This window comes from Nocardia sp. GCM10030253, from assembly GCF_042675075.1.
GTDB lineage: Bacteria > Actinomycetota > Actinomycetes > Mycobacteriales > Mycobacteriaceae > Nocardia.
In genome coordinates this window covers 340596-364322 of the sequence record NZ_JBHTDL010000002.1, presented here as the reverse complement: position 1 = coordinate 364322, position 23727 = coordinate 340596, and the positions used below count along the sequence as shown (strand labels likewise).

General features: G+C 65.0%; 23 protein-coding genes. 10 read left to right on the top strand and 13 right to left on the bottom strand.

The window, feature by feature from the left end:
- Positions 1 to 142: 142 nt before the first annotated feature.
- From ACFQZZ_RS02085 to ACFQZZ_RS02075, 3 genes are all read right to left on the bottom strand, one after another.
- On the bottom strand, positions 143 to 1078 hold the full coding sequence (locus ACFQZZ_RS02085) for a hypothetical protein (protein ID WP_378672977.1): 936 nt from the start codon (positions 1076 to 1078) through the stop codon (positions 143 to 145).
- A gap of 3 nt (positions 1079 to 1081) precedes the next feature.
- Positions 1082 to 2131, bottom strand: coding sequence for a 3-oxoacyl-ACP synthase III family protein (locus tag ACFQZZ_RS02080; RefSeq protein ID WP_378672974.1), 1050 nt, complete (start codon positions 2129 to 2131; stop codon positions 1082 to 1084).
- An 80-nt stretch (positions 2132 to 2211) separates the two neighbouring features.
- Positions 2212 to 3048, bottom strand: a complete 837-nt coding sequence (locus tag ACFQZZ_RS02075) for an SDR family oxidoreductase (RefSeq protein ID WP_378672971.1) — start codon at positions 3046 to 3048, stop codon at positions 2212 to 2214.
- A 1254-nt stretch (positions 3049 to 4302) separates the two neighbouring features.
- Here ACFQZZ_RS02075 and ispG point away from each other — a divergent pair.
- Both ispG and ACFQZZ_RS02065 read left to right on the top strand, forming a co-directional pair.
- Complete coding sequence (gene ispG, locus ACFQZZ_RS02070; protein ID WP_378672968.1) at positions 4303 to 5427, top strand: flavodoxin-dependent (E)-4-hydroxy-3-methylbut-2-enyl-diphosphate synthase; 1125 nt, start codon at positions 4303 to 4305, stop codon at positions 5425 to 5427.
- Positions 5424 to 6500 (top strand): polyprenyl synthetase family protein, encoded by a 1077-nt coding sequence (locus ACFQZZ_RS02065; RefSeq protein WP_378672965.1) that lies wholly within the window; start codon positions 5424 to 5426, stop codon positions 6498 to 6500. Before ispG ends, ACFQZZ_RS02065 begins: the two co-directional genes overlap by 4 nt.
- Before the next feature lie 114 nt (positions 6501 to 6614).
- On the opposite strand, the gene ACFQZZ_RS02060 is transcribed toward ACFQZZ_RS02065, so the two are convergent.
- From ACFQZZ_RS02060 to ACFQZZ_RS02040, 5 genes are all read right to left on the bottom strand, one after another.
- Positions 6615 to 7406, bottom strand: coding sequence for an adenylate/guanylate cyclase domain-containing protein (locus ACFQZZ_RS02060; protein WP_378672962.1), 792 nt, complete (start codon positions 7404 to 7406; stop codon positions 6615 to 6617).
- A 969-nt stretch (positions 7407 to 8375) separates the two neighbouring features.
- Positions 8376 to 9173 carry a class I SAM-dependent methyltransferase gene (locus tag ACFQZZ_RS02055; RefSeq protein WP_378672959.1) on the bottom strand — a complete coding sequence of 266 codons (798 nt, stop codon included), beginning with the start codon at positions 9171 to 9173 and terminating at the stop codon, positions 8376 to 8378.
- A gap of 105 nt (positions 9174 to 9278) precedes the next feature.
- Positions 9279 to 11546 (bottom strand): MMPL family transporter, encoded by a 2268-nt coding sequence (locus tag ACFQZZ_RS02050; RefSeq protein ID WP_378672956.1) that lies wholly within the window; start codon positions 11544 to 11546, stop codon positions 9279 to 9281.
- Between the two features lie 151 nt (positions 11547 to 11697).
- Entirely contained in the window at positions 11698 to 12207 is a 510-nt protein-coding gene (locus tag ACFQZZ_RS02045; RefSeq protein WP_378672953.1) for a GtrA family protein, read from the bottom strand.
- Between the two features lie 45 nt (positions 12208 to 12252).
- A complete protein-coding gene (locus ACFQZZ_RS02040) occupies positions 12253 to 12735 on the bottom strand; it encodes a MarR family winged helix-turn-helix transcriptional regulator (protein WP_378672950.1) in 483 nt (160 codons plus the stop codon).
- Positions 12736 to 12824: 89 nt separating this feature from the next.
- On the opposite strand from ACFQZZ_RS02040, the gene ACFQZZ_RS02035 reads away from it, so the two are divergent.
- On the top strand, positions 12825 to 13154 hold the full coding sequence (locus ACFQZZ_RS02035) for a rhodanese-like domain-containing protein (RefSeq protein ID WP_378672947.1): 330 nt from the start codon (positions 12825 to 12827) through the stop codon (positions 13152 to 13154).
- Between the two features lie 78 nt (positions 13155 to 13232).
- A complete protein-coding gene (locus tag ACFQZZ_RS02030; RefSeq protein ID WP_378672944.1) occupies positions 13233 to 15551 on the top strand; it encodes a molybdopterin guanine dinucleotide-containing S/N-oxide reductase in 2319 nt (772 codons plus the stop codon).
- Positions 15552 to 15728: 177 nt separating this feature from the next.
- Here ACFQZZ_RS02030 and ACFQZZ_RS02025 read toward each other — a convergent pair whose 3' ends face one another.
- Together ACFQZZ_RS02025 and ACFQZZ_RS02020 are read right to left on the bottom strand one after the other, a co-directional pair.
- On the bottom strand, positions 15729 to 16859 hold the full coding sequence (locus ACFQZZ_RS02025) for a zinc-binding dehydrogenase (RefSeq protein ID WP_378672941.1): 1131 nt from the start codon (positions 16857 to 16859) through the stop codon (positions 15729 to 15731).
- Positions 16859 to 17284 (bottom strand): 4-oxalocrotonate tautomerase family protein, encoded by a 426-nt coding sequence (locus tag ACFQZZ_RS02020; RefSeq protein ID WP_378672938.1) that lies wholly within the window; start codon positions 17282 to 17284, stop codon positions 16859 to 16861. Before ACFQZZ_RS02020 ends, ACFQZZ_RS02025 begins: the two co-directional genes overlap by 1 nt.
- Positions 17285 to 17364: 80 nt before the next feature.
- Between ACFQZZ_RS02020 and ACFQZZ_RS02015 the strand changes: the two genes are divergently transcribed.
- On the top strand, positions 17365 to 17955 hold the full coding sequence (locus ACFQZZ_RS02015) for a TetR/AcrR family transcriptional regulator (RefSeq protein ID WP_378672935.1): 591 nt from the start codon (positions 17365 to 17367) through the stop codon (positions 17953 to 17955).
- A 108-nt stretch (positions 17956 to 18063) separates the two neighbouring features.
- Here the strand turns inward: ACFQZZ_RS02015 and ACFQZZ_RS02010 are convergent, their stop codons facing one another.
- Positions 18064 to 18543: a 4-oxalocrotonate tautomerase family protein gene (locus ACFQZZ_RS02010; RefSeq protein ID WP_378672932.1), complete on the bottom strand. Its 480-nt coding sequence runs from the start codon at positions 18541 to 18543 to the stop codon at positions 18064 to 18066.
- Between the two features lie 11 nt (positions 18544 to 18554).
- Between ACFQZZ_RS02010 and ACFQZZ_RS02005 the strand changes: the two genes are divergently transcribed.
- From ACFQZZ_RS02005 to ACFQZZ_RS01995, 3 genes are all read left to right on the top strand, one after another.
- The gene (locus ACFQZZ_RS02005) at positions 18555 to 18884 is read left to right on the top strand and encodes a VOC family protein (protein ID WP_378673234.1); all 330 of its coding nucleotides are present in this window, start codon (positions 18555 to 18557) and stop codon (positions 18882 to 18884) included.
- A 135-nt stretch (positions 18885 to 19019) separates the two neighbouring features.
- Positions 19020 to 19355, top strand: a complete 336-nt coding sequence (locus ACFQZZ_RS02000; protein ID WP_378672930.1) for a hypothetical protein — start codon at positions 19020 to 19022, stop codon at positions 19353 to 19355.
- A 135-nt stretch (positions 19356 to 19490) separates the two neighbouring features.
- Complete coding sequence (locus tag ACFQZZ_RS01995; RefSeq protein ID WP_378672928.1) at positions 19491 to 19967, top strand: nitroreductase family deazaflavin-dependent oxidoreductase; 477 nt, start codon at positions 19491 to 19493, stop codon at positions 19965 to 19967.
- Positions 19968 to 20085: 118 nt separating this feature from the next.
- Here the strand turns inward: ACFQZZ_RS01995 and ACFQZZ_RS01990 are convergent, their stop codons facing one another.
- Positions 20086 to 20892, bottom strand: coding sequence for a transporter substrate-binding domain-containing protein (locus tag ACFQZZ_RS01990; protein WP_378672926.1), 807 nt, complete (start codon positions 20890 to 20892; stop codon positions 20086 to 20088).
- 182 nt (positions 20893 to 21074) lie between these two features.
- Between ACFQZZ_RS01990 and ACFQZZ_RS01985 the strand changes: the two genes are divergently transcribed.
- Positions 21075 to 22307 carry an MFS transporter gene (locus ACFQZZ_RS01985; protein ID WP_378672923.1) on the top strand — a complete coding sequence of 411 codons (1233 nt, stop codon included), beginning with the start codon at positions 21075 to 21077 and terminating at the stop codon, positions 22305 to 22307.
- A complete protein-coding gene (locus ACFQZZ_RS01980; protein ID WP_378672920.1) occupies positions 22304 to 22855 on the top strand; it encodes a GNAT family N-acetyltransferase in 552 nt (183 codons plus the stop codon). Before ACFQZZ_RS01985 ends, ACFQZZ_RS01980 begins: the two co-directional genes overlap by 4 nt.
- Here ACFQZZ_RS01980 and ACFQZZ_RS01975 read toward each other — a convergent pair.
- Positions 22759 to 23478: a TetR/AcrR family transcriptional regulator gene (locus tag ACFQZZ_RS01975; protein WP_378672917.1), complete on the bottom strand. Its 720-nt coding sequence runs from the start codon at positions 23476 to 23478 to the stop codon at positions 22759 to 22761. The two genes, ACFQZZ_RS01980 and ACFQZZ_RS01975, sit on opposite strands and share 97 nt — an antisense overlap.
- Between the last annotated feature and the right edge of the window lie 249 nt (positions 23479 to 23727).

Sequence of the window (23727 nt, the reverse complement as noted above, 5' to 3'; positions counted from 1 at the left end):
TCGAAGCGAGCGACTCGGGTGCACTGAAGATGCGGCGTCGTCGCTGCAGGGGCGTGACCGGATGCCCCCTTTGATCCAGCCGGTGCAGTCAGCGTAGGTCGCTCGCCACGATCTGTCCTTGCCTTACGAGATGTTATTTGTCTCAGTGTCTTTCGCTCTGCCGACCTCTCGATGCGATGGCATGGGTCGGTGGCTGCGAGTGATAGGCCAGGCAGGCGGCCGACGCATCGTCGGCCGCGAGGAACAGCACTGTGCGAGCGGCGGCGAGAGCGCCCGTATCCCGCGCCCGCAGATACGCGTGGACCGGAGCCGCGGAGTACGGGTCGCCCATAGCCGGGTCTACGCCGATGACCGATTCCGGAGTGAGATCGAGCGCTTCCGCCAAGCGCGCGTGGAATCCGAGTGCTGGTGCGGGCGCCAGTAAAACGGCGCGTCCATGTGTGAAATCGTCACCATCGAGCCCTTCGCCGATCAGACAGGCGCGTACTGCCTCGGCCGCGAGCGTGACCGGATCCTCCATGCCGTCGCGCACCCGCATCGCCATGCGTCCGTTCGCGCCGACCGCGCCGAGCGCCACCCATGCGGACGGTTCGGCGGGCCCGGCGGTCTCGGCCGTATAAAGTGTGCTGAATCCGCTTGTGGTGCTGTTGGTTCCGATAAGCAGTGCGGCGGCGGTAGTGGTGTAGGGGAACTCGGCGGCATACCGTTGCGTCGAGGGATGGGTGTCGCCCGCGACCAGCAGCGCGTAGTCGAGTTCGCCGGTGGCGAGGAAGCATTCGGCGGTCGTAATGGCGTGCAGCAGGCCGGTGGCGCCGTTCATCAAATCGAAGGAGAACGCGGGCACCACGCCGGGCCGGTATTCGAGCCCGAGCCCAAGTCGCTTCTGGATGAGTGCGGACACCGCGGGTTCGGAGATGTTGTTGTCTCGGAAGACGCCTGCGTTGATCAGCATTCCGACGCGATCAACGGAGACCCTCGACTGCTCCAGGCAGGTGCGAGCCGCACGGGTGGCGAGCTCGAAATAGCTGCCGGTGTCGAGATCGGAATTGGTGGCGGCCGAGATGATGGCGGTCGGCATGGCTCAGGCCTCCAAGCGTGAGATGGTCGCGGCCAGGTGACCGGAGACGATTCCGGAGGCCTCCGGAATCATCAGAATCTTGGATCCCTTCGGGATCTGTTGTTGCGCTAAGTATTCGTGCAACACCAGGAAGTGCGAGGTCGAAGCCGTGTTGCCGTACTCGTGCAACACATTGAGGGCCTGCGGCATCGGAGTCCCGAAGTGCTGCTCGGTCAAACTGGAGATGTATTCGATGGCAGGCGCGCTGAACTGATGATGGATCCAGTAGTCGTACTTCTCACCCTCCCAGGTCCGCCCGGTGTCCTTCAGGAACATGGCCATGCGATTGATGGCCTGCAGGTAGCGGGCCTCGTTCTGCATCGCGCGATTGTCGGTATAAAGGGCGATCCCGTTGGAACGGTCGCTCGGCATGCCGATGCAGTGCTCGGCTCCTGCGGACGTGGTCATGAGTTCGACGTAGTGGATTTCGTCGTGGTCGCCGCCGCGGTCGTCGAGCACCACCGCCACCGCGGCATCCCCGACCGTCAGGGCCGCGAACTGCGGATCGTACGGCTCGCTGATTTCGCGCACCGCCGTCTCCGCGATCGGTGTGATCTGTTCACCGCTGACGACGAGGCCGTTGCGCACGACGCCGGTCTTGATCATGCGATCCAGCACCATGACGCCGGTCATCATCCCCGCGCAGGCGTTGGAGACATCGAAGTGCCGTGCCTGCGTCGCGCCGATCGCATTGCGGATCATGAGCCCGAATGCTGGTGCATAGCAGAAGATTTCCTTCCCACGAGTACGGGTAATGGAGGCGGAGATGACGATGTCGAGCTCGTCGGGCGCGTAATCGGAGTGCTTCAGGCAGTCATCGATGGCGCGCAGGGCCAGATCGAAGGACGATTCGTAGTGTTCTGGACTGGGGTCATAGACTCGCCGATTCTTGATACCGGTGATCCGCTCCAGGTCCAATGACCTGGGCACCGCAAGGCTTGCGATCAGCTCTTCGGTGGAACGGACAGTTGCCGGCGTGTATGAGCCGATCGATTCGAAACGGGTACGTTGCATAGCCATTGCCTTTGTGTCGCTGGGGCTTCGACAACGTTGTCGCTGACTGGAGAGCCACTGCGCTGGAGCGGAATGGTGGACTACTCGGGCAGCCCGACCAGGGTTGCGCTGACGGCGCAAAGTTGCTGCCTGATCGCGTCGTCCTGTGCGTGACGTGACGGTGTCTTGATGCGATTTCCCTGGATGTAGCACCCGGAGACATCGGCGAACTCCGGATCGGTGGCGACGCGGGTCAAGGCGCGGCCGCCGTCGGCGGCGGAGATCATGAACAGCCGCTTGGCGATCGCGACCAAGGGCTGCCCGAACCATGGCACCGAGTCCCAGATATTGGTGGCCACCGCGCCGGGATGGAAGGCGTTGGCCGTCACGCCGGTTCCTTCGAGGCGATGTGCCAATGACTGGGCGTACAGAACATTGGCCAGCTTGGATCGGCTATAGGCTTTCTCTCCCGAATAGCCGTGCCGGAAGCCGAGATCATCGAAATCCAATGTGCTCCCGAAGTGCAGGACCGAGGAGGTGAACACGATCCGCGCCGGGGCGCTGCGCAACATCAGATCGAGAAGCAGTTCGGTGAGGAGGAAACCACCGAGGTGATTGACCGCGAAGGTGGCCTCGATCCCGTCCTCGGTTTCGGTTCGCTGCTGGTGGTAGCCGCCCGCGTTGTTGGCCAGCACGTCGATCCGGTCGTACTGTGCGAGTATCGCTTTGGCCAGTTGCCGCACCGAGGTCTGTGAGGCGAAGTCGCATTCGAGGGTGTCGACGCCGCCCGCGCCGGCGGCGCGAACCAGCTCCGCCGCCTCGGCCAGCTTGCCCGGATTGCGTCCGACGAGCACCAGTCGGTCACCCTCGGCGGCTATCTGTTGAGCAGCCTCGAGACCGATACCAGATGTGGCCCCGGTGATCAGGATCGTCTTCATAGCCGATGACCCTGCCACACGGTTTTCAGCCTGTTCTCGGTCCGGAGTTGCTATGGCACGGCGGTCGGCGGTGACCGAAAGGTATTGCAGTGGAACAAGAGTCGAATGAATCCGCTGGTCGTGGGCGCGGTTTCGACGCACGCCGGCGTTGGCTGATCGGGCTCGCGGAGAACGGCTTACAGCAGCGGACAGGGGGTGATAGGGGGTTGCCCGCGGTGCTCGAGCCTCCAGTCGTCGCGGCTGGCTGGTGAGCGGATCGGAAAGTGGCTGGCAGCGCACACTGTCGGAGACCTATCCTGTTGAGTGTCGGTCGGGTCTCAGTGCGTTGATCCGGGTGACGTTCTCTTCACCCCGGACCCTGGTGGAGCAGGTCCAAGCGAGCTGCGGATCTGCATCAGGGAAGGGCTGGCGATGTCGATCAAACCTCTCCCGTCAGCGCGTGCCGAGGCCAAGCGCTTGTTACCGACGGTGGGCTTGATCCTGTCGCGTCTGGCTGAAATTGTCAGCAGCCGCACCGAGAGCCGGCCACCACGGCTGTCCGGTGTCGGATTCATTCGGTTGGCCGAGCGAGGTCGCGACAACGCCTGATGCGCATCCCTGTGTGTCGAGGGCAGACCATCCCGATGTGCACGGTGATCAAGATCGAGTCCGCCGCCCGGCGACCATGGAGATTGTATCGGCCGGATCATCACCACCGGTAGCCCGCCTCAACTGAGCACTTCGACGTGCCACGCTTGCTGTCCAGGTCCAGCAGTCGGACAGTGCCGGTTCGGCGTGTCGCGATCGTCGGGCCGGAAACCCACTCGGTTGCCGACGATTCGATGATTGTTCAGGACGATCTGAGCAATTCGATGTCGGAAAGTAGTTGGGACTCACTAGAATCGGAGTCGGGTCTACACAACGCAGTTGGTGAGAGTTGCCGGGCCGGTCGGTTGGTCCGGTGGAGGAGTCCATCACTCGGCACCCGCACTGCCCATCCGGCGGTCGGGTCTAACTGGCCGTACAGCTCTGTTGATATGCCGTGTCCCCATAGATCATCGCACCAATCCGGATAGTCGATTCGATTGCTCCGGTGGGTTTTCCTGTCATCGGATCATGCGTCGCGAACGGTCCTCGTTCAGTAATGGAATAGCTTCCTCTGCCGTAGCTTTGCGCGCCCGTCGACGTGCATCACCGGCATCCATAGGCGACTCTCCGCGGATCGAATTGCGGGCCTGCGCGGCCTTATCCGTATCGGAATCAGGAGGCGAGCAGATGACCACCGCCGATCTCGGCCTGCCCACGCCGCCGGTGGGTAGACGCACCCGGCGTCTGAATATCGGCGAGGTTCCGGTCGGAGGGGGCGCGCCCGTCTCCATCCAGACCATGACCACGACTCGCACCGCCGATGTCGACGCCACACTCCAGCAAATTGCGGAGGTCACTGCCGCGGGGTGTGACCTGATCCGGGTCGCGGTACCGACGCAGGACGACGCCGCCGCACTGGCGGCCATCGTGGCCCGATCATCGCTACCGGTGATCGCCGACATCCATTTCCAGCCGCGCTATGTGTTCGCCGCCATCGACGCGGGCTGCGCGGCAGTTCGGGTAAATCCGGGCAATATCAAGAAGTTCGACGACCGTGTCGCCGACATAGCGCGGGCCGCGTCGGCAGCCCGGATACCGATCCGTGTCGGGGTCAACGCGGGCTCGTTGGATCCCCGGCTGTTGGCCAAGCACGGTTCCGCCACCGCCGAAGCCCTCGTGGAATCCGCGCTGTGGGAGGCGGCGCTGTTCGAGGAACACGGGTTCGGCGATCTGAAGATCGCCGTAAAACACCATGACCCACAGACCATGATCGCCGCCAACCGGCTCCTCGCCGAGAGCTGCGACTATCCGGTCCACCTCGGTGTCACCGAGGCCGGTCCGATGTTCCAGGGAACCGTAAAATCCGCTGTCGCGTTTGCCATCCTGCTCTCCGAAGGGATCGGAGACACGCTCCGTGTCTCGATCTCGGCACCGCCGGTCGATCAGGTCAAGGCGGGCAACCACATCCTGCAGTCGCTCGGGCTTCGTCCGCGCAAACTGGAGATCGTTTCCTGTCCGGGCTGTGGCCGCCTACAGGTCGACATCCATCGCCTCGCCGACCGCGTCGAAGCCGCCTTCGAAGGGTTCCCGCACCCGTTGCGCGTCGCCGTAATGGGTTGTGTCGTCAACGGTCCCGGTGAGGCTCGCGAAGCAGACCTCGGCGTCTCCTCGGGCAACGGCAAAGGCCAGATCTTCGTGAAGGGTCGGATCATACGCACAGTTCCCGAACACCTCATCGTCGACGCACTGCTCGAAGAAGCGCTCGCGCTCACCCAACAGGCCGACCTCCACGAAACGGAGCCGACACCGTGACCGCATCCGTGCAAATCGCCGAACCACTGGATCTGCAGGCAATCCGCGGACAGGTCGACGCCGCCCTGGCGGACTTCCTGCGCGACAAAGCCCGCGCTGGCGCAAAACTTCGATTGCCCGAGGAGATCACGCGCGCGCTGCATACCTTCTTGTTCGCGGGCGGCAAACGGATAAGGCCACTGCTGTGCGTCCTGGGCTGGTACGCCGCCGCTGGCAGCGCCGCGCCGCCCCAAGCAGTCATCAAGGCCGCGGCGTCGCTGGAGCTGTTCCACGCGTCGGTGCTGATCCACGACGACATCATCGACAACAGCGAAACCCGGCGCGACCGACCGACCGTCCACCGCGCATTGGCCGGGTTGTACGACGACCGACCCGATCCGATCAGGTTCGGCGCCGACGCCGCGATTGTCCTCGGCGATCTCGCTATGGTCTGGTCGGCCGAACTCCTGGACATCGCGCAGCTCACCGCCGCCCAACTCGGCGCCGCCCGCACGGTCGTCGACGCCATGCGCAGCGACGTGATGTACGGCCAGTACCTCGATCTCCTCGCCAGCGGACGTCCGTCCGGCGACATCGATCGAGCGATGCAGATTGTCCGATACAAGACCGTCGCCTACACCTTCGACAGCCCCCTGCACCTCGGTGCCGCGATCGCCGACGCAGGCGCCCGCATTCACGACGCCCTGACCTGCTATGCCCGACCGCTCGGCGAGGCGTTCCAATTGCAGGACGATCTGCTCGGCGTGTACGGCGATCCAGCCCGAACCGGCAAGTCCAACCTCGAAGACCTACGCGACGGCAAACACACTGTCCTGGTGGCGATTGCCCTCGAGCACGCCGACGCCGAACAGGCGGCGCGGCTACGGAGCCTGCTCGGTGACCCTGAGCTGGACGACTGTGGCGCTGCCAGTTGCCGGGACATCATTGCCGCCACCGCAAGGGAAACGGTCCACCAGATGATTCGTGCGCGGTGGGCCGAGGCCAACCGGGTCCTCGACAAGGCACCCTTTCCCGCCTCGGTGATCGAGGCCATGCGCCACATCGCCGACGATGCCATCGAGCGAACCAAGTGAGAGGATCGGGAGTCGTCCATCGGCAATAGTTTCCCGCGCGGCTGACCCCAGCGTCGGCACCGCACGGCGGTAGGACCTTTTCGGTCGGCTGAATTGCTGTGCGAGTGCACCGGTTCAGCTCGCGCGTTCGACCGAGTACAGATGATGGGTGCCGCGGAAGCCTTTCAGCTCGGCTTCGCGTCCTTGATCGACGACGATGTCCGGGTCGCCGTCGACGGCGTCCCGGACGGCCGCACTGATCAGGACTTCGCCGCCGTCGGCTTGTCCGGCCACCCGTGCCGCCATTGCCACATTTCGGCCGAACAAGTCGTCGCCGCGCCGGACCGACATACCCATATGGATGCCGATACGTACTCGAACCCGCTCGAGCCCAGTAGGTTTGGCGCCGTCGCCGAGCGCGCTTTGGACGTCCAGCCCACATCGCACCGCCTGTTCCGGTTGGGCGAAGGCGATCATGAAGCCGTCCCCCTGGCTCTTCACTATGTGCCCGCCGTGCTCGGTGACGAACTTCCGGATCAGTCTGTCGTGGCGATCGAGCAGCTTGACCCAGACGCGATCACCCAGCCGCTCGTTGAGCGCGGTGGATCCTTCGATATCGGAGAACGCGATCACGACGTGCCCATCCGGCGTGAGCCGGGCGAGGTCAGGGCGTTCGACCTGGGCCCAGTCCGCCAGTTCCTCGATCGAACTGAGGACCGCACCGCGCAATCCCTTCTTGCGCACCAGGTTCGCGGTCTCCCACACCGTCTTGACCGCCTCGCGACTGCCGTTCATCCACTGTTGTCGAGTGTCGACCCGGCGCCGCAGTGCCTCGAACTGCTTGCGGCTACGGACGAGCAGCACCGACAGCACGATCAAGCCCGAGGTTTCGAGGACGATAACCGCCGCAAGTACGAGCTCGATCATTGGTTGTCCCAACCCCCACCGGCGCAACGTGAACGACTCGCGCCGCCTGGTGAGCTACCTGCGTTGCGCGACCTCTGGCCGACACGATGTCAACCTGAGGGACGAGGCAACAGTAGCCGGTGGATGATGCCGCCGAGCGTTCGCTTAGCTGGAGATCGAGGTGCGAACGCTACGAGGATTTGGCGATGCGGACGATTTCGGTGGCAGCGGTCAGGAGCTCTGCGCGTATGGCACCGCGGTCAGGTGCGGAGGTTGTAGTTCGAGTTGGCCCGCTCGGCTATGCATACGCGTAGCCGAGCGGGCCGCTTCCCCGTGCGCCGCGTGAACGCCGCCACGTCACACGGCGAGGTCAGCATAATCTCGTGGTCGGCGCTCTACCAGTCGACACTCCCCAAAGCGGCGCATCGTATGAAGATGCAACCAGCGCGCTGATGCATGCGGAGCGGGTTTGCACTCGATGCAGTCGCGGGGCGGCTCCGGGGAAGTCCCGCTTGCTGATTGGGGATGGTGACGGGGTCGTGCAGGTCGCGGCCGCGTCGGCGACCGAGCAGGGCCTGGAGCGCGGGTGCAACGGTTTGCCGGGGGAGAGGTACACGCAGGGGTTCGGACAGATCGGGCCAGGGAAGGGGAGCGGTGCCGCACGGAGCCCCGGCGAGCCGGTGGGGGAGTTGCTGTGAGCCAAGGCGATTCGATCGTTGCCGGATGAATCCGCTGAACCGGGCTATGGTGAGTTCATAAACATTATCTTACGTAGATATGCGCATCTACGCATGCAGTCTACCTTTTTCAACGAACTCCGCAGCTCAGCTCCACAAGCCCACCTCGGTACCTCCGAACAAAAGCCGCATAGACGCGTGGGGCAACAACCTGGCGGTTCGTGAGGGAGCTCTGATCTCTTGTCCGCACTCGTTTCGCTGGTACCGGACAGTTGGGTGCGGGACGGAGGAAACGCGCTACATACGTCGGCGACTATGTAGCCGCGCTTGCGACGATGTATCCCTTGGGATCGCGCCAGCTCTGGCCGGGATGGTGGGTGAACCAGTCCTCGATGTCTTCGCTCATATCGGTCAGGATTGCCTGCCGCCGTGGATGATCGGGCATGACGCCGTAGAAGCTGAACAATGCTTCGGCGAAACGGATCAAAGGGGCGGCGGCGTCGAACACGAGGGCGTTGTCGGATCGGTGAATCCGGATGGTGCCGAAGATGTCGGTCATCATGGCGGGCAGCGTGTCGGAATCGACGGTGGCGGTGAAGGCTTCGGCGGTGGTGATGCCGTAGCTGCCCGCGTGGGCGGCGACCAGTTCTGCGGTGCGCGGGCAGGCATCGGGATGATTTACCACGACGGCGACAGCGCCGCCAGGCTTGGCGGTGCGTCGGAATTCGGCGAGAGCGGCCCTCGGGTCGGGTACGTGGTAGAGCATGTGCCGAGCGGTGATCACGTCGAAGCTGTTGTCTTCGAATGGGATCTGCTCGGCGTCGGCCAGTACCGCTTGCACACCGGGGATCGCCGCCGCGGCAGCGACCATGGCGGGCGAGGTGTCGAGGCCGACCAGTGGGCCGCGGTGGCCGCGCGCGGCCAGGCCGGCGAGGAAGCGGGCGTCGCCGCAGCCGATATCGGCTAGATGCTCGGTTCCGGTCAGTTCGACCGCGGCCAGCACATCGGCGCCGGGGTCGTCCGGCTTCTCGGAGTATTTCCGGTGGGTGTCGATGCGGACCTGTAGTGGGGTCGGATCGGCGTATTCGGCTTCGAGGCGGGGGCTGGTCATCGGTGGTCGTCCTTCGGTCCTGTGGCCGGGGGTGACGCTTTCCGGCGGTGAGCGTACCTCCGTGGACGGCGCTGTCGAGTGTTTTCGGCGAGCCGGGCGCCGTTGTTAGACGTGCTCGGAGTGTGACGCGCTGACAACGGGGAGCTTCATGGTGACCGGGTCGGTAATCGGGGTGGACTTCACCAGGTCGTGTAGATCGCTGGTGCCGGGGCGTTCATCGTCCAGGATAGGTTCGCCGAGGCCGATCTTCTGCTGGATCCGTTTCATCCAGTCCGGGGCCCACCAGCAGTCGTCGCCGAGCAGTTTCATGATGGCGGGTACCAGGAGCATGCGCAGGATGGTGGCGTCGATGAACAGCGCGGCGATCATGCCGTAGGCGATGTATTGCATCATCACCAGATCGGAGAAGGCGAATGCGCCGGTGACCACGAGCAGGATCAGTGCGGCGGCGGTGATGATGCGGCCGGTGTGCGCGGTGCCGGTTCGGATGGCCTCACTGGTGCTCGCGCCTTTGGCGCGGGCTTCGACCATTCGCGATAGCAGGAAGACTTCGTAGTCGGTCGATAGACCGTAGATGATCGCGATGATCAGTACGAGCACCGGCGCCATCATCGGCTGCGGGGTGAAGTTGAGTAGGCCTGCGCCGTGTCCGTCGATGAAGATCCAGGTCAGGATGCCGAGGGTGGAGCCGAGTCCGAGTGCGCTCATGAGTGCGGCCTTGATCGGCAGCACCAGTGACCCGAAGGTGAGGAACATCAGGATGGTGGTGATGATCAGGACCATCGCGATCATGAACGGCATGCGGTACAGCAGGGCGTCGATGCTGTCCTTCTCGATTGCCGGTTTGCCGCCGACCATTAGTGTCACGCCTTCGGGAACGTCCATGGCGCGCAGGTATTCGATGGTTTTGCCGCCCTTGGCGGTGTCGATGAGCGGAGTCTGTAGTCGGTAGGTGCCCGCTCGTGATGGTGCGGGCTGGGGGACACCGAATTTCTGAGCGAGGCCGGGGGCCTCGTTGGCCAGCCGCGTGACTTCGCCGACCTTCAAAGGATTGTCGGAGGTGATGATCAGCTGGAGTGGATCGGTTGGTCGGAGATGGAACAGTTCGTCGAAGTCTTGCTGTGCCATTCGAATGGGGTTGTCGGTGGGTAGGTATTTTTCGCTCATGCCGCCGAAGACGAGGTTCTTCATCGGGAGGATCAGCAGGAACAGTCCGATGCAGAGGGGGACGGCGATCCGTAGCGGGCGCTGCATCACCCAGCCGGTGGCGCGTCCCCAGAAGCCGTTTTCTACTTCGTCGGCGGTCTTGGTCTTGCGGAATCGTTTGAGCCCGAGCATGTCTACGCGCGGGCCGAGGATGGCGAGGGTCGCGGGCAGGATGGTGATGGCGGTGAGGGCGGCGAGCGAGACGGTCGCGATGGCGCCGTAGGCGAGGGATTTGAGGAAGCCTTGTGGGAACAGCAGCAGTCCGCCGAGGCTGGCGATGATCATGGTGGCGGAGAAGACGACGGTGCGTCCGGCGGTCATGACGGTGCGGCGTACTGCCGTGGGGGTGTCGTAGCCTTCGGCGAGTTCTTCGCGGAATCGGCTGACTATGAACAGCCCGTAGTCGATGGCCAGGCCGAGGCCGACCATGGACACGACGCCGTTGACGAACGAGTTGACCTCGGTGAAGTTTGTGAGGATTCGGACTATGCCGCCCGCGCCGAGCACCGTGAGACCGCCGATGACCAGCGGTAGTCCAGCGGCGATGAGGCCGCCGAAGATGAAGAACAGCAACACCGCAACGGCGGGTATGGCGAGTTTCTCCATCCGTTTGGTGTCGGTGGTGATTGTGTCGTTGAGGGTTCCGCCGACGGCCTGTAATCCGGCGATCTGGACTTGTACGCCGGGAAGGAGGAGGGCGTCCTTGACCTTTCGGAAGTTGCGCACCATGTCGGTGTCGTTGTCGCCGCGAATCGCGAGTGCGGCGAAGGCTTTGGTCTTGTCTTTGGTCGCGGCCTGTGTGCCGCTGAGTTTTCCGGTTTCGGTGCGCCAGTAGGCGCCGTTGATGCCGGTGACCTCGTTGGGATGTTCGCGGGGTAGGCGGTTGAGGTGGTCGACTACTGCGGCGCTGAAGGCGGGGTCGTCGACGGTCTTGCCCGCGGGTGCGGTGAACAGCAGGATGACGTCGCCGTCGTGGTTGCGGCCGAATGCCTCATCGGCGAGGCGGCCTGCGCGAGCGGATTCGGAGGTGGGATCGTCGAGTCCGCTGGAGCTGAGGTGGTCTTCGAGGCCGATGCCGTAGCCGCCGAGAGCCAGGAGTGCTGTGACGATAATGCCGATGACGGCGAAACGGAATCGATAGACGAGGTTCCCCCAGCTTGCGAACATCAGCCGACTCCTTGCGTCGGGTGGCGGGTCGGCAGGGCCGAGAACGGTTGAGAGGCTGGGTGTGCGGCGCCGATCGACAAGGGGCTGCATCCTTTCCGCGAGTGGACGCACGGTGTGCTTGTCATCAAAGGTACAGATGGGGCTGGAGTGGTCAGATGCTGTGGAGTTCGGCTTCGTGGAGATCGTCGGGGAAGACGAAACGGCGGAATGCCCAGAAGCGGAAGCCCATTGCGAGCAGGACGCCCAGGATTTGTCCGGTGATGAAGTTCGTGACTGCCTGGGTGATCGGTCCGACGTGCGGCACTCTGATGTTGAGTGCGTAGAGCGAGACGGCCTGCGGTAGCAGGGTGACGCCGATGCCGAGTGCGCTGATGGCAAAGAATAGTGCGGCCTCATGGTGGCGTTGTCGCCCGCCCCTGGTGCGGAACGACCATTCGCGGTTGAGGATGTAGGAGGCGATGGTGGCGATGAGTACCCCGAGAAGTCTTGCGGTGAGCGGTTTTTCGCCCAGCACGGTGAGTTTCACGGTGTAGACGACGCCGGTGTCGATGAACCAGGTGATGGCGCCGACGACGGCAAACTTCAGCAGTTCGCGATGCTGGATCGCCTTGGAGCGATAGGGCTCCGGGATTCGATCGAGTGCGGGCTGCACGAATGACACGCCACCGACTATAACGGCGTGTCGGTGTGTGTGCCGGGTCGCCGCCTACCGGGTGCGGTGGTTGGTGTTGGTGGTCAGTGGGAGTTCGGTCGGTCCGAGGATCTTGCCGAGTGTGGTGGCGAGGGCGGCGAGTTCGTCGGTGTCGAGTTTGTCGGCGAAGTGTTTGTCGATGTTCGCGAGGTAGCGGGGTGCGGATGCGCGCAGGCGTGCGCGGCCGGTGTCGGTGATCGTGACGAACGCGGATCTGCCGTCGTCCGGGTTGGTTTCGCGGGTGACGAGGCCTGCGGTCTGCATTTCGGTGACGAGTCTGCTGACTCGGGTGCGGCTGAGTACGACGCGGTCGCCGAGGTCGGTCATGCGTAGCGGTTGGATGCCGTCCAGTTCGAGGAGTACGTCGTACCAGGCCAGTGGTAGTCCGAAGGATTGGCGCAGGTCGGCGTCGAGTTGTGGGACGAGCTGTGCGTGCACGCGCAGCAGTGCCGACCATGCGCTGCTGGCGGCGCGGCGATGCTTTTCGGAGTTCGTCACGTTCTGATCCTACCCATTATGTGCGCCTGCACGTATATAGTAGTGTGTGCACGCACATAAATGTGAGTGTTGTCGAGGAAGGAAATTTCATGACCACAGTGATTACCCGTACCGAACTGGCCGCGGCGATCGAGGCGGGCTCGGTGACGGTGCTCGACACCCTGGGCGCAGGCTATTACGAGAAGGCGCACCTGCCCGGCGCGCTCACGCTGGTAGAAGCCGACGTGAATTCCAAGGCCGCCCAGCTGCTTCCGGACCGGGATGCGCCCGTTGTCACCTACTGCTCGAACCTGGCCTGCGGGAACAGTGAGGTCGTCGCCGTGAAGCTGCGCGCGCTCGGCTATACGAACGTGCGCGCCTACCGTGCCGGAATCCAGGACTGGACGGAAGCGGGTCTGCCGGTCGAGTCCGAATCCTGAACTGCTCAGGGCGAATTTTGACGGTATCAACGTGCCATTCATCCGGTGCGTTGATACCGTCAACGATGATGAGGGGGCATGAAGGTGGGGCGAGGGGTCCGGCGGGCGGGCTACCGTGGTGTGGTGACCACGCATCTGACGCACTGGGGAGTGTTCGAGGCGAGCAGCGACGGTGAGCGGCTGACCTCGGTGCGCCCGTGGCGCGGTGATCCGGAGCCGATGGCGTTGATCGACAATGTCGCTTCCGCGCAGCATCATCCGACTCGGATCGATCAACCGTATGTGCGCCGGGGGTGGCTGGAGCACGGGCCGGGGCCCGCACGTCGCGGTGACGAGTCGTTTGTCCCGGTGTCGTGGGAGACGGCGGTGGAGTTGCTCTCCGGTGAGCTGAGTCGGGTCTATCGCGAGCATGGTGCGGAGTCGGTGTACGGAGGGTCCTATGGGTGGGCCAGTGCGGGGCGGTTTCATCACGCGCAGAGTCAGGTGCATCGGTTCCTGAACTGTCTCGGTGGTTACGTGCGGCATGTGAACAGCTACAGCCTCGGCGCGTCGAGCGTGTTGTTGCCGCACGTGATCGCCGACATGTCGGTGCTCGAAGGGCATGCGACGGCCAAGAGTGTGCTTGCGGAGCATTCGGAGTTGGTGGTGGCGTTCGGTGGGCTGTCGCCGAAGAATTCCGCGGTGTCGCCGGGCGGTGTGTCTCGTCACAACACGCGGACATGGATCGGTGCGGCGCGGGCGCGTGGCTGCCGGTTCGTGTCGATCAGCCCGCTGCGTGATGACATTCCTGCTGAGGCGCAGGCCGAGTGGATCGCTCCGCGGCCCGGTAGCGACGCGGCGCTGATGCTCGCGCTGGCGCAAGTGTTGGACGCGGATGGGTTGGCGGACAAGGAGTTCCTGGACAGGTATACCGTCGGCTACGAACGGTTCGCCGACTATCTGCGTGGCGAACGCGACGGGGTCGTGAAGGATCCGGAGTGGGCGGCGCCGATCACCGGGCTGGCCGCTGGCGAGATCCGGGCGTTGGCGCACGATATGGCCGCGGCACGAACGATGGTCACCGTCAGTTGGTCGCTGCAACGAGCCGAGCACGGCGAGCAACCGCTGTGGCTCGGTGTGGTGCTCGCGGCGATGCTCGGTCAGATCGGACTGCCCGGTGGTGGATTCGGCCACGGTTACGGATCGACGGCGCACGTCGGCGAGGCCGCGCGTACCTACTCGGTACCGAAGTTCCCGCAGGGCCGCAACGGTGTCGATACGTTCATCCCGGTCGCCAGGATCGCCGACATGCTCCTCCAACCTGGTGTTGCCTACGACTACGACGGTCGGCAGCTGACCTACCCGGACATCAGACTCGTGTACTGGTGCGGTGGGAATCCTTTCCACCACCATCAGGATCTGGCCCGGTTACGTGCGGCATTCGCCCGGCCGGAAACGGTGGTCGTGCACGATGCGTTCTGGACCGCGACCGCGCGGCACGCCGATATCGTGCTCCCGGCGACGATGTCCATCGAGCGAGACGACTACGGATCTGGACAGAACGATCGGCTGTTCTTTCCGATGCCCGCGCTGACCCGGCCGTACGGGCAGTCGCGCGACGATTACGCGATTTTTGCCGAGCTGGCCGAAACAATCGGTGTCGGAAAGGAATTCACCGAGGGCCGCACCGCGGACGAATGGTTGCGGCACCTCTATCAGCAGTGGCAGTCGCGCATCGGAGACGATGTGCCGGACTTCGACGACTTCTGGGGCAGCGAGCATATCGAGCTTCCGGTGCCCGACCGGGACCAGGTGCTGCTCGCGGACTTCCGTGCCGACCCGCAACGCTTCCCGCTCGCCACCCCCAGCGGGAAGATCGAGATCTTTTCCGAAGCAATCGACAGTTTCGGGTACGCCGACTGTCCAGGCCATCCGGTCTGGATGGAACCTGAGGAGTGGCTCGGCGGTCGTGCGGCTGCGAAGTTTCCGTTGCAGTTGATCGCCAACCAGCCGCGCACCAAGCTGCACAGCCAGCTCGACGTCGGTGCGCACAGTAGGTCCGCGAAAATAGTTGGGCGAGAACCGGTTCGGTTGCACCCCGACGACGCGGGCGGGCGCGGCGTCCGGGACGGCGACATCGTGCGGATCTTCAACGACCGCGGCAGTTGCCTGGCGGGGGTCATCGTCGATGATGCGGTACGCGCGGGCGTCGCGCAGTTGTCTACTGGCGCCTGGTACGACCCGGACCCCGCCGACCCGAGCTTCTGCCGACACGGTAACCCGAATGTGCTCACCGCGGACCGCGGAACCTCGCGCCTGAGCCAGGGCTGTATCGGTCAGCTCGCCCTGGTCGAGATCGAACTGTATCGAGGCGAGGTGCCCGAGTTGGCCGTCGACCGTCCGCCCGCAACTGTCTAGCGTGCAGCCCACCACTTTTGGTGCGCATGACGGGCTGGCGTGGAGCAGATGCGCCGCGAAGATCCGTCGACGACATCGATGCCGGACTCGCCCAGCTCGGCGGCACCGTCGACCGGCCGCTGTGCGTGCGTGACGCCCTTGTTCTGAACTGTCGGATCCATCGTGTCTGTGCGGTGGTCAGGCAACGCCGAGCGGTGGTCGCTGCAGGACGAGTTTGGTGGTGTGGGCTCGGTAGGCGTCGGGGGCGTCGTCCCAGTCGGCGAGCACTGTGGTGACGTGCTCGGCGGGGAAGCCGGTACGGGCAACGAAGTCCAGCAGCTCCGGCAGGACCGGACGTACGTGGGAGACACCGATTTTCAGTGTCGCGTCGTTTGCGTACATGTGCATCAGCGGCACCTTCGTCCCCGGTGGGAGGTAGTAACCGACCGGGGTGCAGATCCCGCCCGGTTGCAGTGCGCGCAGGCCGACGTCGACCCCGGCGCCGGTGGAGGTGCCTTCGACGACGATGTCGTAGCGGCGCGACGGCAGGTCCGCGCGTCGCAGTTTCCCTTTCTTGACCGGATGCGCTCGGGCACCGAGCTTTTCGGCGATCGCAAGGCGTTCGGGCCGGTGATCGACGTAGTCGACGATCTCGGCGCCGTGCGCTGTGGCCAGCCCCGCGGCGTAGAGGCCGATGCTCTGGGCCGCGCCACCGAGGACGAGCACCGACCCGCCGGGCTGTCGGGTCAGGGGCGCAACGATGCAGCGCCACGCGTCGGCGAGGTTGTCGCTGGCGGCGGCTACCCGCAGCGGGTCGAGCCCGTCGGGCAGGCGCACGAGCATGTGGTCGGCATATGGGATGCGCAGGCGATCAGCGATCATGCCGCCCCACGGCCCGCTGGCCGGCCCGAACCCGAACGCGGCCAGGGTACCGGCGCGGGTGGTGGAACATTTGGCGGTGAGCCCGCGCGTGCATTCGGGGCAGTCTCCGCACGACACCGCCCACGGCACGACGACGAAGTCTCCACGTGTGAGTCCGGTGACGTCGGGGCCGATCTCGAGGACTTCGGCGATGCATTCGTGGCCGATGGCGAAGGGGCCCTGGAACGGGACCGGTCCGCAGATGCCGGCGACCACGGGGTCGATCAGCCCGGTCCGGATGCCCAGTTGCATGGGGCGTGAGACGTGCCGGTGGATGGGCAGGGTGTCGCCGTCGCAGCGGCCGGCGACGAACGGGCGAACGATCGCATCTCGTGGGCCGGTCAGGACCGGATCGGGGCGCTCACGCCACTCGAGGTGGTTGGCGCGCAGCAGGTTCAGCTCCCGCATCAGCCGCGCGCCTGTGCTGCCAGGGCCTTCAGTTCGGCGAAGCGCACGATGGTGCCGGCCGCGCCCCAGGTGCCCTCGGGCTGCTCGTGGATGAGCACCCACACCCGCAGCCCGTCACCCTCACCGAGCCCGGCGGCGGTCAGCACGTCGGCGGTCACCTGTTTGATCAGGCCCTGCTTGCGGCGATCGGACAGCGCGCCTTCGGGCACGGTGACATCGACCCGGAACCGCGGCAGGTCGTCCTCGGCGCTGACGAACCCGCCGGCGGACACTTCGTCGATGCGGCACCAGGCCTGGGCGCGGAAGAACGCAGAGTCGGGTGCGCCTTCCCACTGCAGCAGGGTGGCGGTGAGTGTCCTGTGCATCCCGCTGCGGACGTCGTCGGACAGGACGCCGGCAGGCAGGGTGAGCTGGATCATCGGCATGGGAACTCCTCCGTTATAACGACTGTTATATTCCGTGGACGGTACGCTATGACAGTCGTTATGAGCAAGGGAGGTGTGTGATGTCGCAGTCGCAGTCGCAGGCGCGGGATCGGATGGTGGCTGGTGCGGCCGACATGCTGCGGCGGCGCGGGTTGAACGCGACCAGCGTGCGGGAGCTTGCCAAGCACTCCGGCGCGCCGCTGGGCTCGACCTATCACTACTTCCCCGGAGGCAAGTCCCAGCTGGCGGCGGAGGCGGTTCGCTTCGCCGACGTCCTGGCCGCTCGCAAGCTGGCCAAGGAGCTGCCCGCCGGCCCGGTTGCCGGGCTGCGGGCGTTCGTGGACATGTGGCGGAAAGTCGTGGTCGACAGTGACTTCCGAGCCGGATGTCCTGTGCTGGCGGTCTCGGTGGAAGACCAGCCCGGCGATGACGACGAACCACGCCGCGCGGCCGCGGCCGCCTTCGCTCACTGGACCGAGCTGTTGGCTGACTCACTGCGCACCCACGGCGCAACCGACGCCGCCGCCCAGCAGACCGCTACCTTGATCGTCGCCGCGATCGAGGGCACCGTCGCGATGTGCCGGGCGCAGCGCAGCACCGATCCGCTCGATCAGACCGCCGACGCACTCGAAGCCGTCGTCCGTACCGTCACCGACGACACCGGGATCTAGCCGGCGCCGGTCAGTGTCCGGCCACGTCGGTGCGCCTGCGCGATGCCCAAGCACGGTCGGGATGGGCGCTACATGATGAGCCGCGCAACAGCAGCAACGGCTCGCCGGTCACCGGGCGGGCGAGCCGATCGCGGCCTGGATCGCCGCAGCCTTCTCCGCGGTGAACACCCCCGACGGCAGCAGATCCAGGATCGACAACACCCCACCGCGCGAACCCCAACTGCCTTCCTCGATGACCCGGAAGTTCACCCACCAGGTCGGCGCCGGGGCAGTCGACCCCGCCGCTGCGGTGAGCGCCGCGAGGATGCGTTCGATCACCTGTGTGCGAACTTCCTGCCGCCAGTCCCCGTCCATCACCGCGATGTCGACGACGAGGGCGTCCTGGTCCTGATCGGCGAGCACGATGCCGCCGATGGCCATCATGTCCGGGTCGCGCTCGCAGAAGTGGACCTGGAACCCGGCCCTCGCCGCCGGTGCGAGCTGCCCGACCTCGGGCACCAGGACGGCATCGGTCAACGTCCGCGCCAGCTCCCGCCGCTGCGTCTGGTCGAACCGGCCGCGCACCATGTTGACGGTGATTACGGTCATGAGTACCTCCTATAGCGAGTGTCATAGAAACCGTACACGCCGCTATAACGACTGTCATAAGGTACGGGGATGATCAGTCTCCACCACGCCCACCTGATGGCCACCGACCTCGAGGCGTCCATCACCTCGGCATCGTCATCGACGAACTGGAGGGCATCGTCGAACGCTTACGGGCACATGGCATTTCGGTGACCGACATCCGGCATGAACCCACCGCCTCCTACGCCATGGCCCGAGGACCCGACCAGCTCCTCGTCGAGATCTTCCAGCCCGGCCTCACCACCATCCCGACCGAGCTACGTGCATACTTCGGCCTGCCCGACCGAGACCCGACGACGTGAAATTCGCTCCCGGGTAATCGGTTCCAGAACTCCGCTGAACCATTTCGCCTCCGCCGCGGATGTGGTCGCGACCAGCAGCCGGCCGTATCACGCCGCGACCGTCGTCGGGCATGGATCCGTCGGGGCACACACGGAGTGCGCAACGATCCACCCGGCGACGCGCCGCTGCTGGCCCTCGACGCGATCGGTCACGGCGACACCACGGGCTGGGTTGCCACTGTGCTGCATGTGATCGCGGTGTTGTCGCCGCACGGTGTCGGCGTGTACTTGCTCCATCGACTCGCCCCACCTGATTCCGAGGCCAACGGCGCGGCGATCGAGCGGTGCGTCCGTGGTTCGGTGCTGTCGCGCGCCCGACGGCGCGGCGGTGGTGATCATGCACCCGCTTGTCGCACAAGACACCGCGGTCCGGACTTCGGCCGATACCGGGAATCGTTGTGGCGCAACGTGACCCAATGGATCGGGCGCTGACGTGAGCACGCTCACCCGGCGCCGTGATGCCCCCGGCACCCGCGACTGCTCGGACACGGCCCAGCGGCAGTGAGGGTGGTCTCACTACGCGGTTCGGTATGCTCGCTCGGTACCGACTTCTGTCAGGATTCGAGTATGGTGTCCAATCCGTTACCCGCTATCGCCCGATGGCTCGCCGCACAGCGCTGGGTCATGCGCACAGCGCCGGTGGTGCTGCTGCTGGAACGATTGGTGCGGCGGGTGAGCGGTGGCAAGCGTGGCGTCCTGGACCTGGCTGGGCTGCCGTCGATCGAGATCACCGTGCTCGGCCGCAAGACCGGACTCCCACGTACCACGTCGCTGCTGTATGTCCCGCACGGTGAGGACTTCCTTGTCCTCGGCTCCAATTGGGGCAGCGCGAAGCATCCGGTCTGGTCGGCCAACCTCCGCGCCGCCAGCACCGCCACCGTTCGAACGAAGTCCGAACAGCTCGAGGTCACCGTCACAGAAATCACCGGCGTAGACCGCAAACGCGCCTGGGACCTCGCCGTCGAATTCTGGCCAGGATACGAGATGGAGTACGAACTCTCCGGCGGCCGCGAATTCCGGATCTTCGAACTCCGCCGTACCTGACGGGCGGTCGCCCGCACCACTGTGTGGGCGGGCGGCAGGCCCGAGTCGAGTCCGACTGGGAGCCGTAGCTGCCGCGGCTGAGACCGGTCGCCGATGGGGACCTCGGGTCGGTGCGCTTTCAGTTGCCTCGGACCGGAACACCGCCGATCCATTGGGCGAATGAGCGGTCGACGGCGCCCGTGGCAAGTTGAGCTGCCAGCCAGGCGTTCACCGTCGCGGCCAGCACGGGGTCGTTCTTTCTCAGCAGGAATACTTTCTGGAATGAATCGAACGGGCTGTCCGGGTGCAGGACTTGCAGACCGGGGTGTTCGCGGACGCGGTAGCGTCCCTCGACCGAATCCGTGACGAAGACGTCCACTCGGCCCTGGTCGAGTTCATCGAAGAGCGTGAGGTTGTCGTTCCACAGGGTCAGCTGCGCGTCGGGAAAGTTCTTCCGCGCGAAAGCCTCATTGGTGCCACCACGGTTCGCGATTACTCGCACACCGGGCTGGTTGATCTGCTCGATCGTCGAGTAGTCGGCACCGCTCGTGCGACGCGTGATCGGGGCCTTCCCGTCGGTTCCATACGAGATCGAAAAGTCCGAGAACCCGCGGCGCGCAGGCAGATCCGAGATGCCCCCGACCGCGATATCGCAGCGCTTCGGACCGAAATCCGTTGCCAGCGTCGCCCAGGTCACCGGGACGAACTGGATCGGGCGACGCAGCACATCGGCGAAGCCCCGGATCAGTTCGATGTCGATTCCGATGTATCCGTCGGCGCCGTCGCCCACCGAATACGGCGGATAGTCGCCGGGCGTGCACACCCGCAACTCGTTGCTCGCGAGCGGTTCCTGCGCCGCCGCCGGGATCGCCACCACAGTTATCGCTGTTCCGGCCACCAGTGCCGTGATTCGTCGAAGGCGCGCAAGCGTGAGTTGTCCGAGCATCTTCGGGAGAATACCGGCCGAAGCCGTGGCGGCTCCGATCTTGTCAGCACCCGGTATCGGGAACCCCATGTCGATCGGTCCACTATGGTGGTAGGAGTGCGCAGCCGGGTCGGCTACACGACCGACGAGCATCGCAGACTTGAGCTGCGCCGCACTGACTTCCATCCACGCGGACGCGCCGAGTGAAACCCACAGTCGCGACCGAAATCCGTCTGACAGGCGACTTCCGCAGACTCTGGGGAGCTTTCACGATCAGCCAGGTCGGCAGCGCACTCGGGACGGGCGCACTGCCGTTGATCGCCATACTGGTGCTGGAATCCTCGGATCTGCAGGTGTCGTTGATGGCGGCCCTGTCCGGGCTGGCCAGTGCCGCAATCGCCCTTCCCCTGGGGTCGTTCGTCGAGTTCCACCGCAAACGACCGATCATGGTGCACGCCGATCTCGTATCGTTTGCCGCACTCGGCAGCGTCCCGGTAGCGGCGTGGCTCGGTGTGCTGACGTACACGCAATTGTGTGTCGTGGTCACGCTCGTCACGTTGTGCCGCATCGTGTTCAACGCAGCCAGTGGTGTTTACGTGAAGGCGCTGGTCCCCGAACCCGGGCGCATCCGGGCCAACAGCCGGTTGGAGACCACGTTCTGGACCGCCTCCACCCTCGGGGTACCGGCGGGTGGCGCACTCGTCTCCCTGCTCGGCGCGTCCGTCACTGTCCTCATCGACGCGGGCAGCTATCTGCTGTCCGCGTGGATGATTCGCACTATCAGCACACCTGAGCAGCAAACGGCACATGAGCGGCCCGCGCACCGCTGGAGGACCGAGATCCGCAGTGGGTGGGCCTACATCTTCGCCAACCCGGCACTGCATCGGCTGTTCTGGAACGGCATGTTCTTCGGCGGTTCTCTCATGCTCACCGCACCGCTGCTCGCCCTGCTCATGCTTCGTGACCTCGGCTTCGGCCCCTGGCAATACGGGCTCGCTCTCGGCCTGCCCTGCCTGGGTGGTCTCCTCGGATCCGTGTGCACAAGAGCGCTTGTCAAGGCGTTCGGTGAACCAACGGTGTTGGTGGGCTTCGGGACCCTGCGCACTTGTTGGCTGGGGTTGCTCCTGACCGCGGGCCCGAACACCGTCGGGCTTGTCGTGATCCTGACCGCGGAAACACTGCTGCTGTTCTGCGTCGGCGTCTTCAACCCTGTCTTCACTACTTACCGCATGAACGCGACCGCCGATGACCACATGGCCCGCGTCGGCACCGCATGGTCGATCAGCGCGAAATGCTTCCAACCCGTATTCATCGCGCTCGGTGGATTCCTTGCCGCTGCCACCAGCATCCGCGTTGCCATCGGGTGCGCGGCCATCGCACTACTCGCCAGCTCGCTGCTACTGCCATGGCGACTCGGTCGGAAGGCTCGGGAATGATGATGAGTGGGGAATCCGGGGTGGGTGTTGTGGTGGAGTTGGTGGCGCTGGGGTTGCAGACGCTGCGGGCGCTGGCGGATGGTGACGCCGCGGACGCTGCACGGGTGTCCGGGCTTCCGATTACGGGGTATCTCATCGAAGCGGACCATCGGCGGATGTGGGCGTTGCGGTACGAGCAGGTCCAGGCGGACTCGGCGGTGGCGGCGTGGGCAACGGGTGTGGTTTACGACCCGCTGCTAGGCGTCTGTGTGGGTTGCGCCGGGTATCACGGTCCTGCGGATCGACGTGGGATGGTCGAGGTCGGTTACGCCATTGATCCGGTGTTTCGACGACGAGGGTATGCGCGGGCCGCGTTGGTGGAGTTGCTGGATCGAGCCGCGCGTGAACCGGCCGTGCGTGTTGTTCGCGCATCGGTCAGTCCTGACAACCAACCGTCTCTGGCGTTGATCGGTCAGTACGGTTTCGTCCGGGTGGGCAACCAGTTCGATCTGGTCGATGGTTTGGAGTTCGTGTACGAAGTCGGTGCGGGGACGGGTCGCCTTCGGTAGATCGGTCGGCTGAGGTCGGCGGCCCAGGTGGGGATTCGGGTGGGCCAGGTTCGGAGGGCGAGTTCGGCGATGTGGCGGAGGTCTTCGACGTCGCAGCCGTTGGCCGCTTGGGTGGCGATGCCGTCGGTGATGGCTGCGACGAAGTGGGCCAAAGCTTTCGGGTCGGCGTCGATGGGAAGGTCGCCCTCGGCTCTGGCGCGTTCGAGGCGGTGGCGCAGTGCGAGGGTGCCTGCTTTGCGTCGCGCGATGACCTCGTGCCGGATCGAGTCGGTATCGGGGCCGCAGGCGTGCACGTTGCTCACCAAGAGGCAGCCGCGAGGTGTGTTGGGGCCTGCGGTCAGCTCGATTGCTCCGTGTATCAGGGCTTCGGCGACCTCGAGCGCGGTGGGGCGGTCCAGCGCCTGCGCCGCGTACGCGCCGGGGCCGGTGATGTAGCGGTCGAGGACTTGGCCGAAGAGTTCCTCCTTGTTGCCGAAAGCGGCATAGAGACTGGGGCGGTTGATACCCATCGCCTCGGTCAGGTCCGACAGCGCCGTGCCTTCATATCCTTGGCGCCAGAACACGTCCAGCGCTCGGTCGAGAGCAGCATCAGGGTCGAACTGTCGAGGCCGTCCACCCACCATCGCATTACCTCCAGATTTACATACCCCTCGGTACAGTGCCCCACTGGTCGAAAGTTCAAACCTCAACGATATCGGACCAGTCGATCGCCCGATTGACATTAACCGACTCTTGGGCTTCGGCTGCCGTGATCGGCACGTTGACCGCGCTGGTGGTGACACAGGACATAGTGTGCGGCGTCGAATCGATCACTCACTGCCGCAAGATATTTCATGGACCTGTCGGTGGTCGCCGGTATGCTGAGGACATTG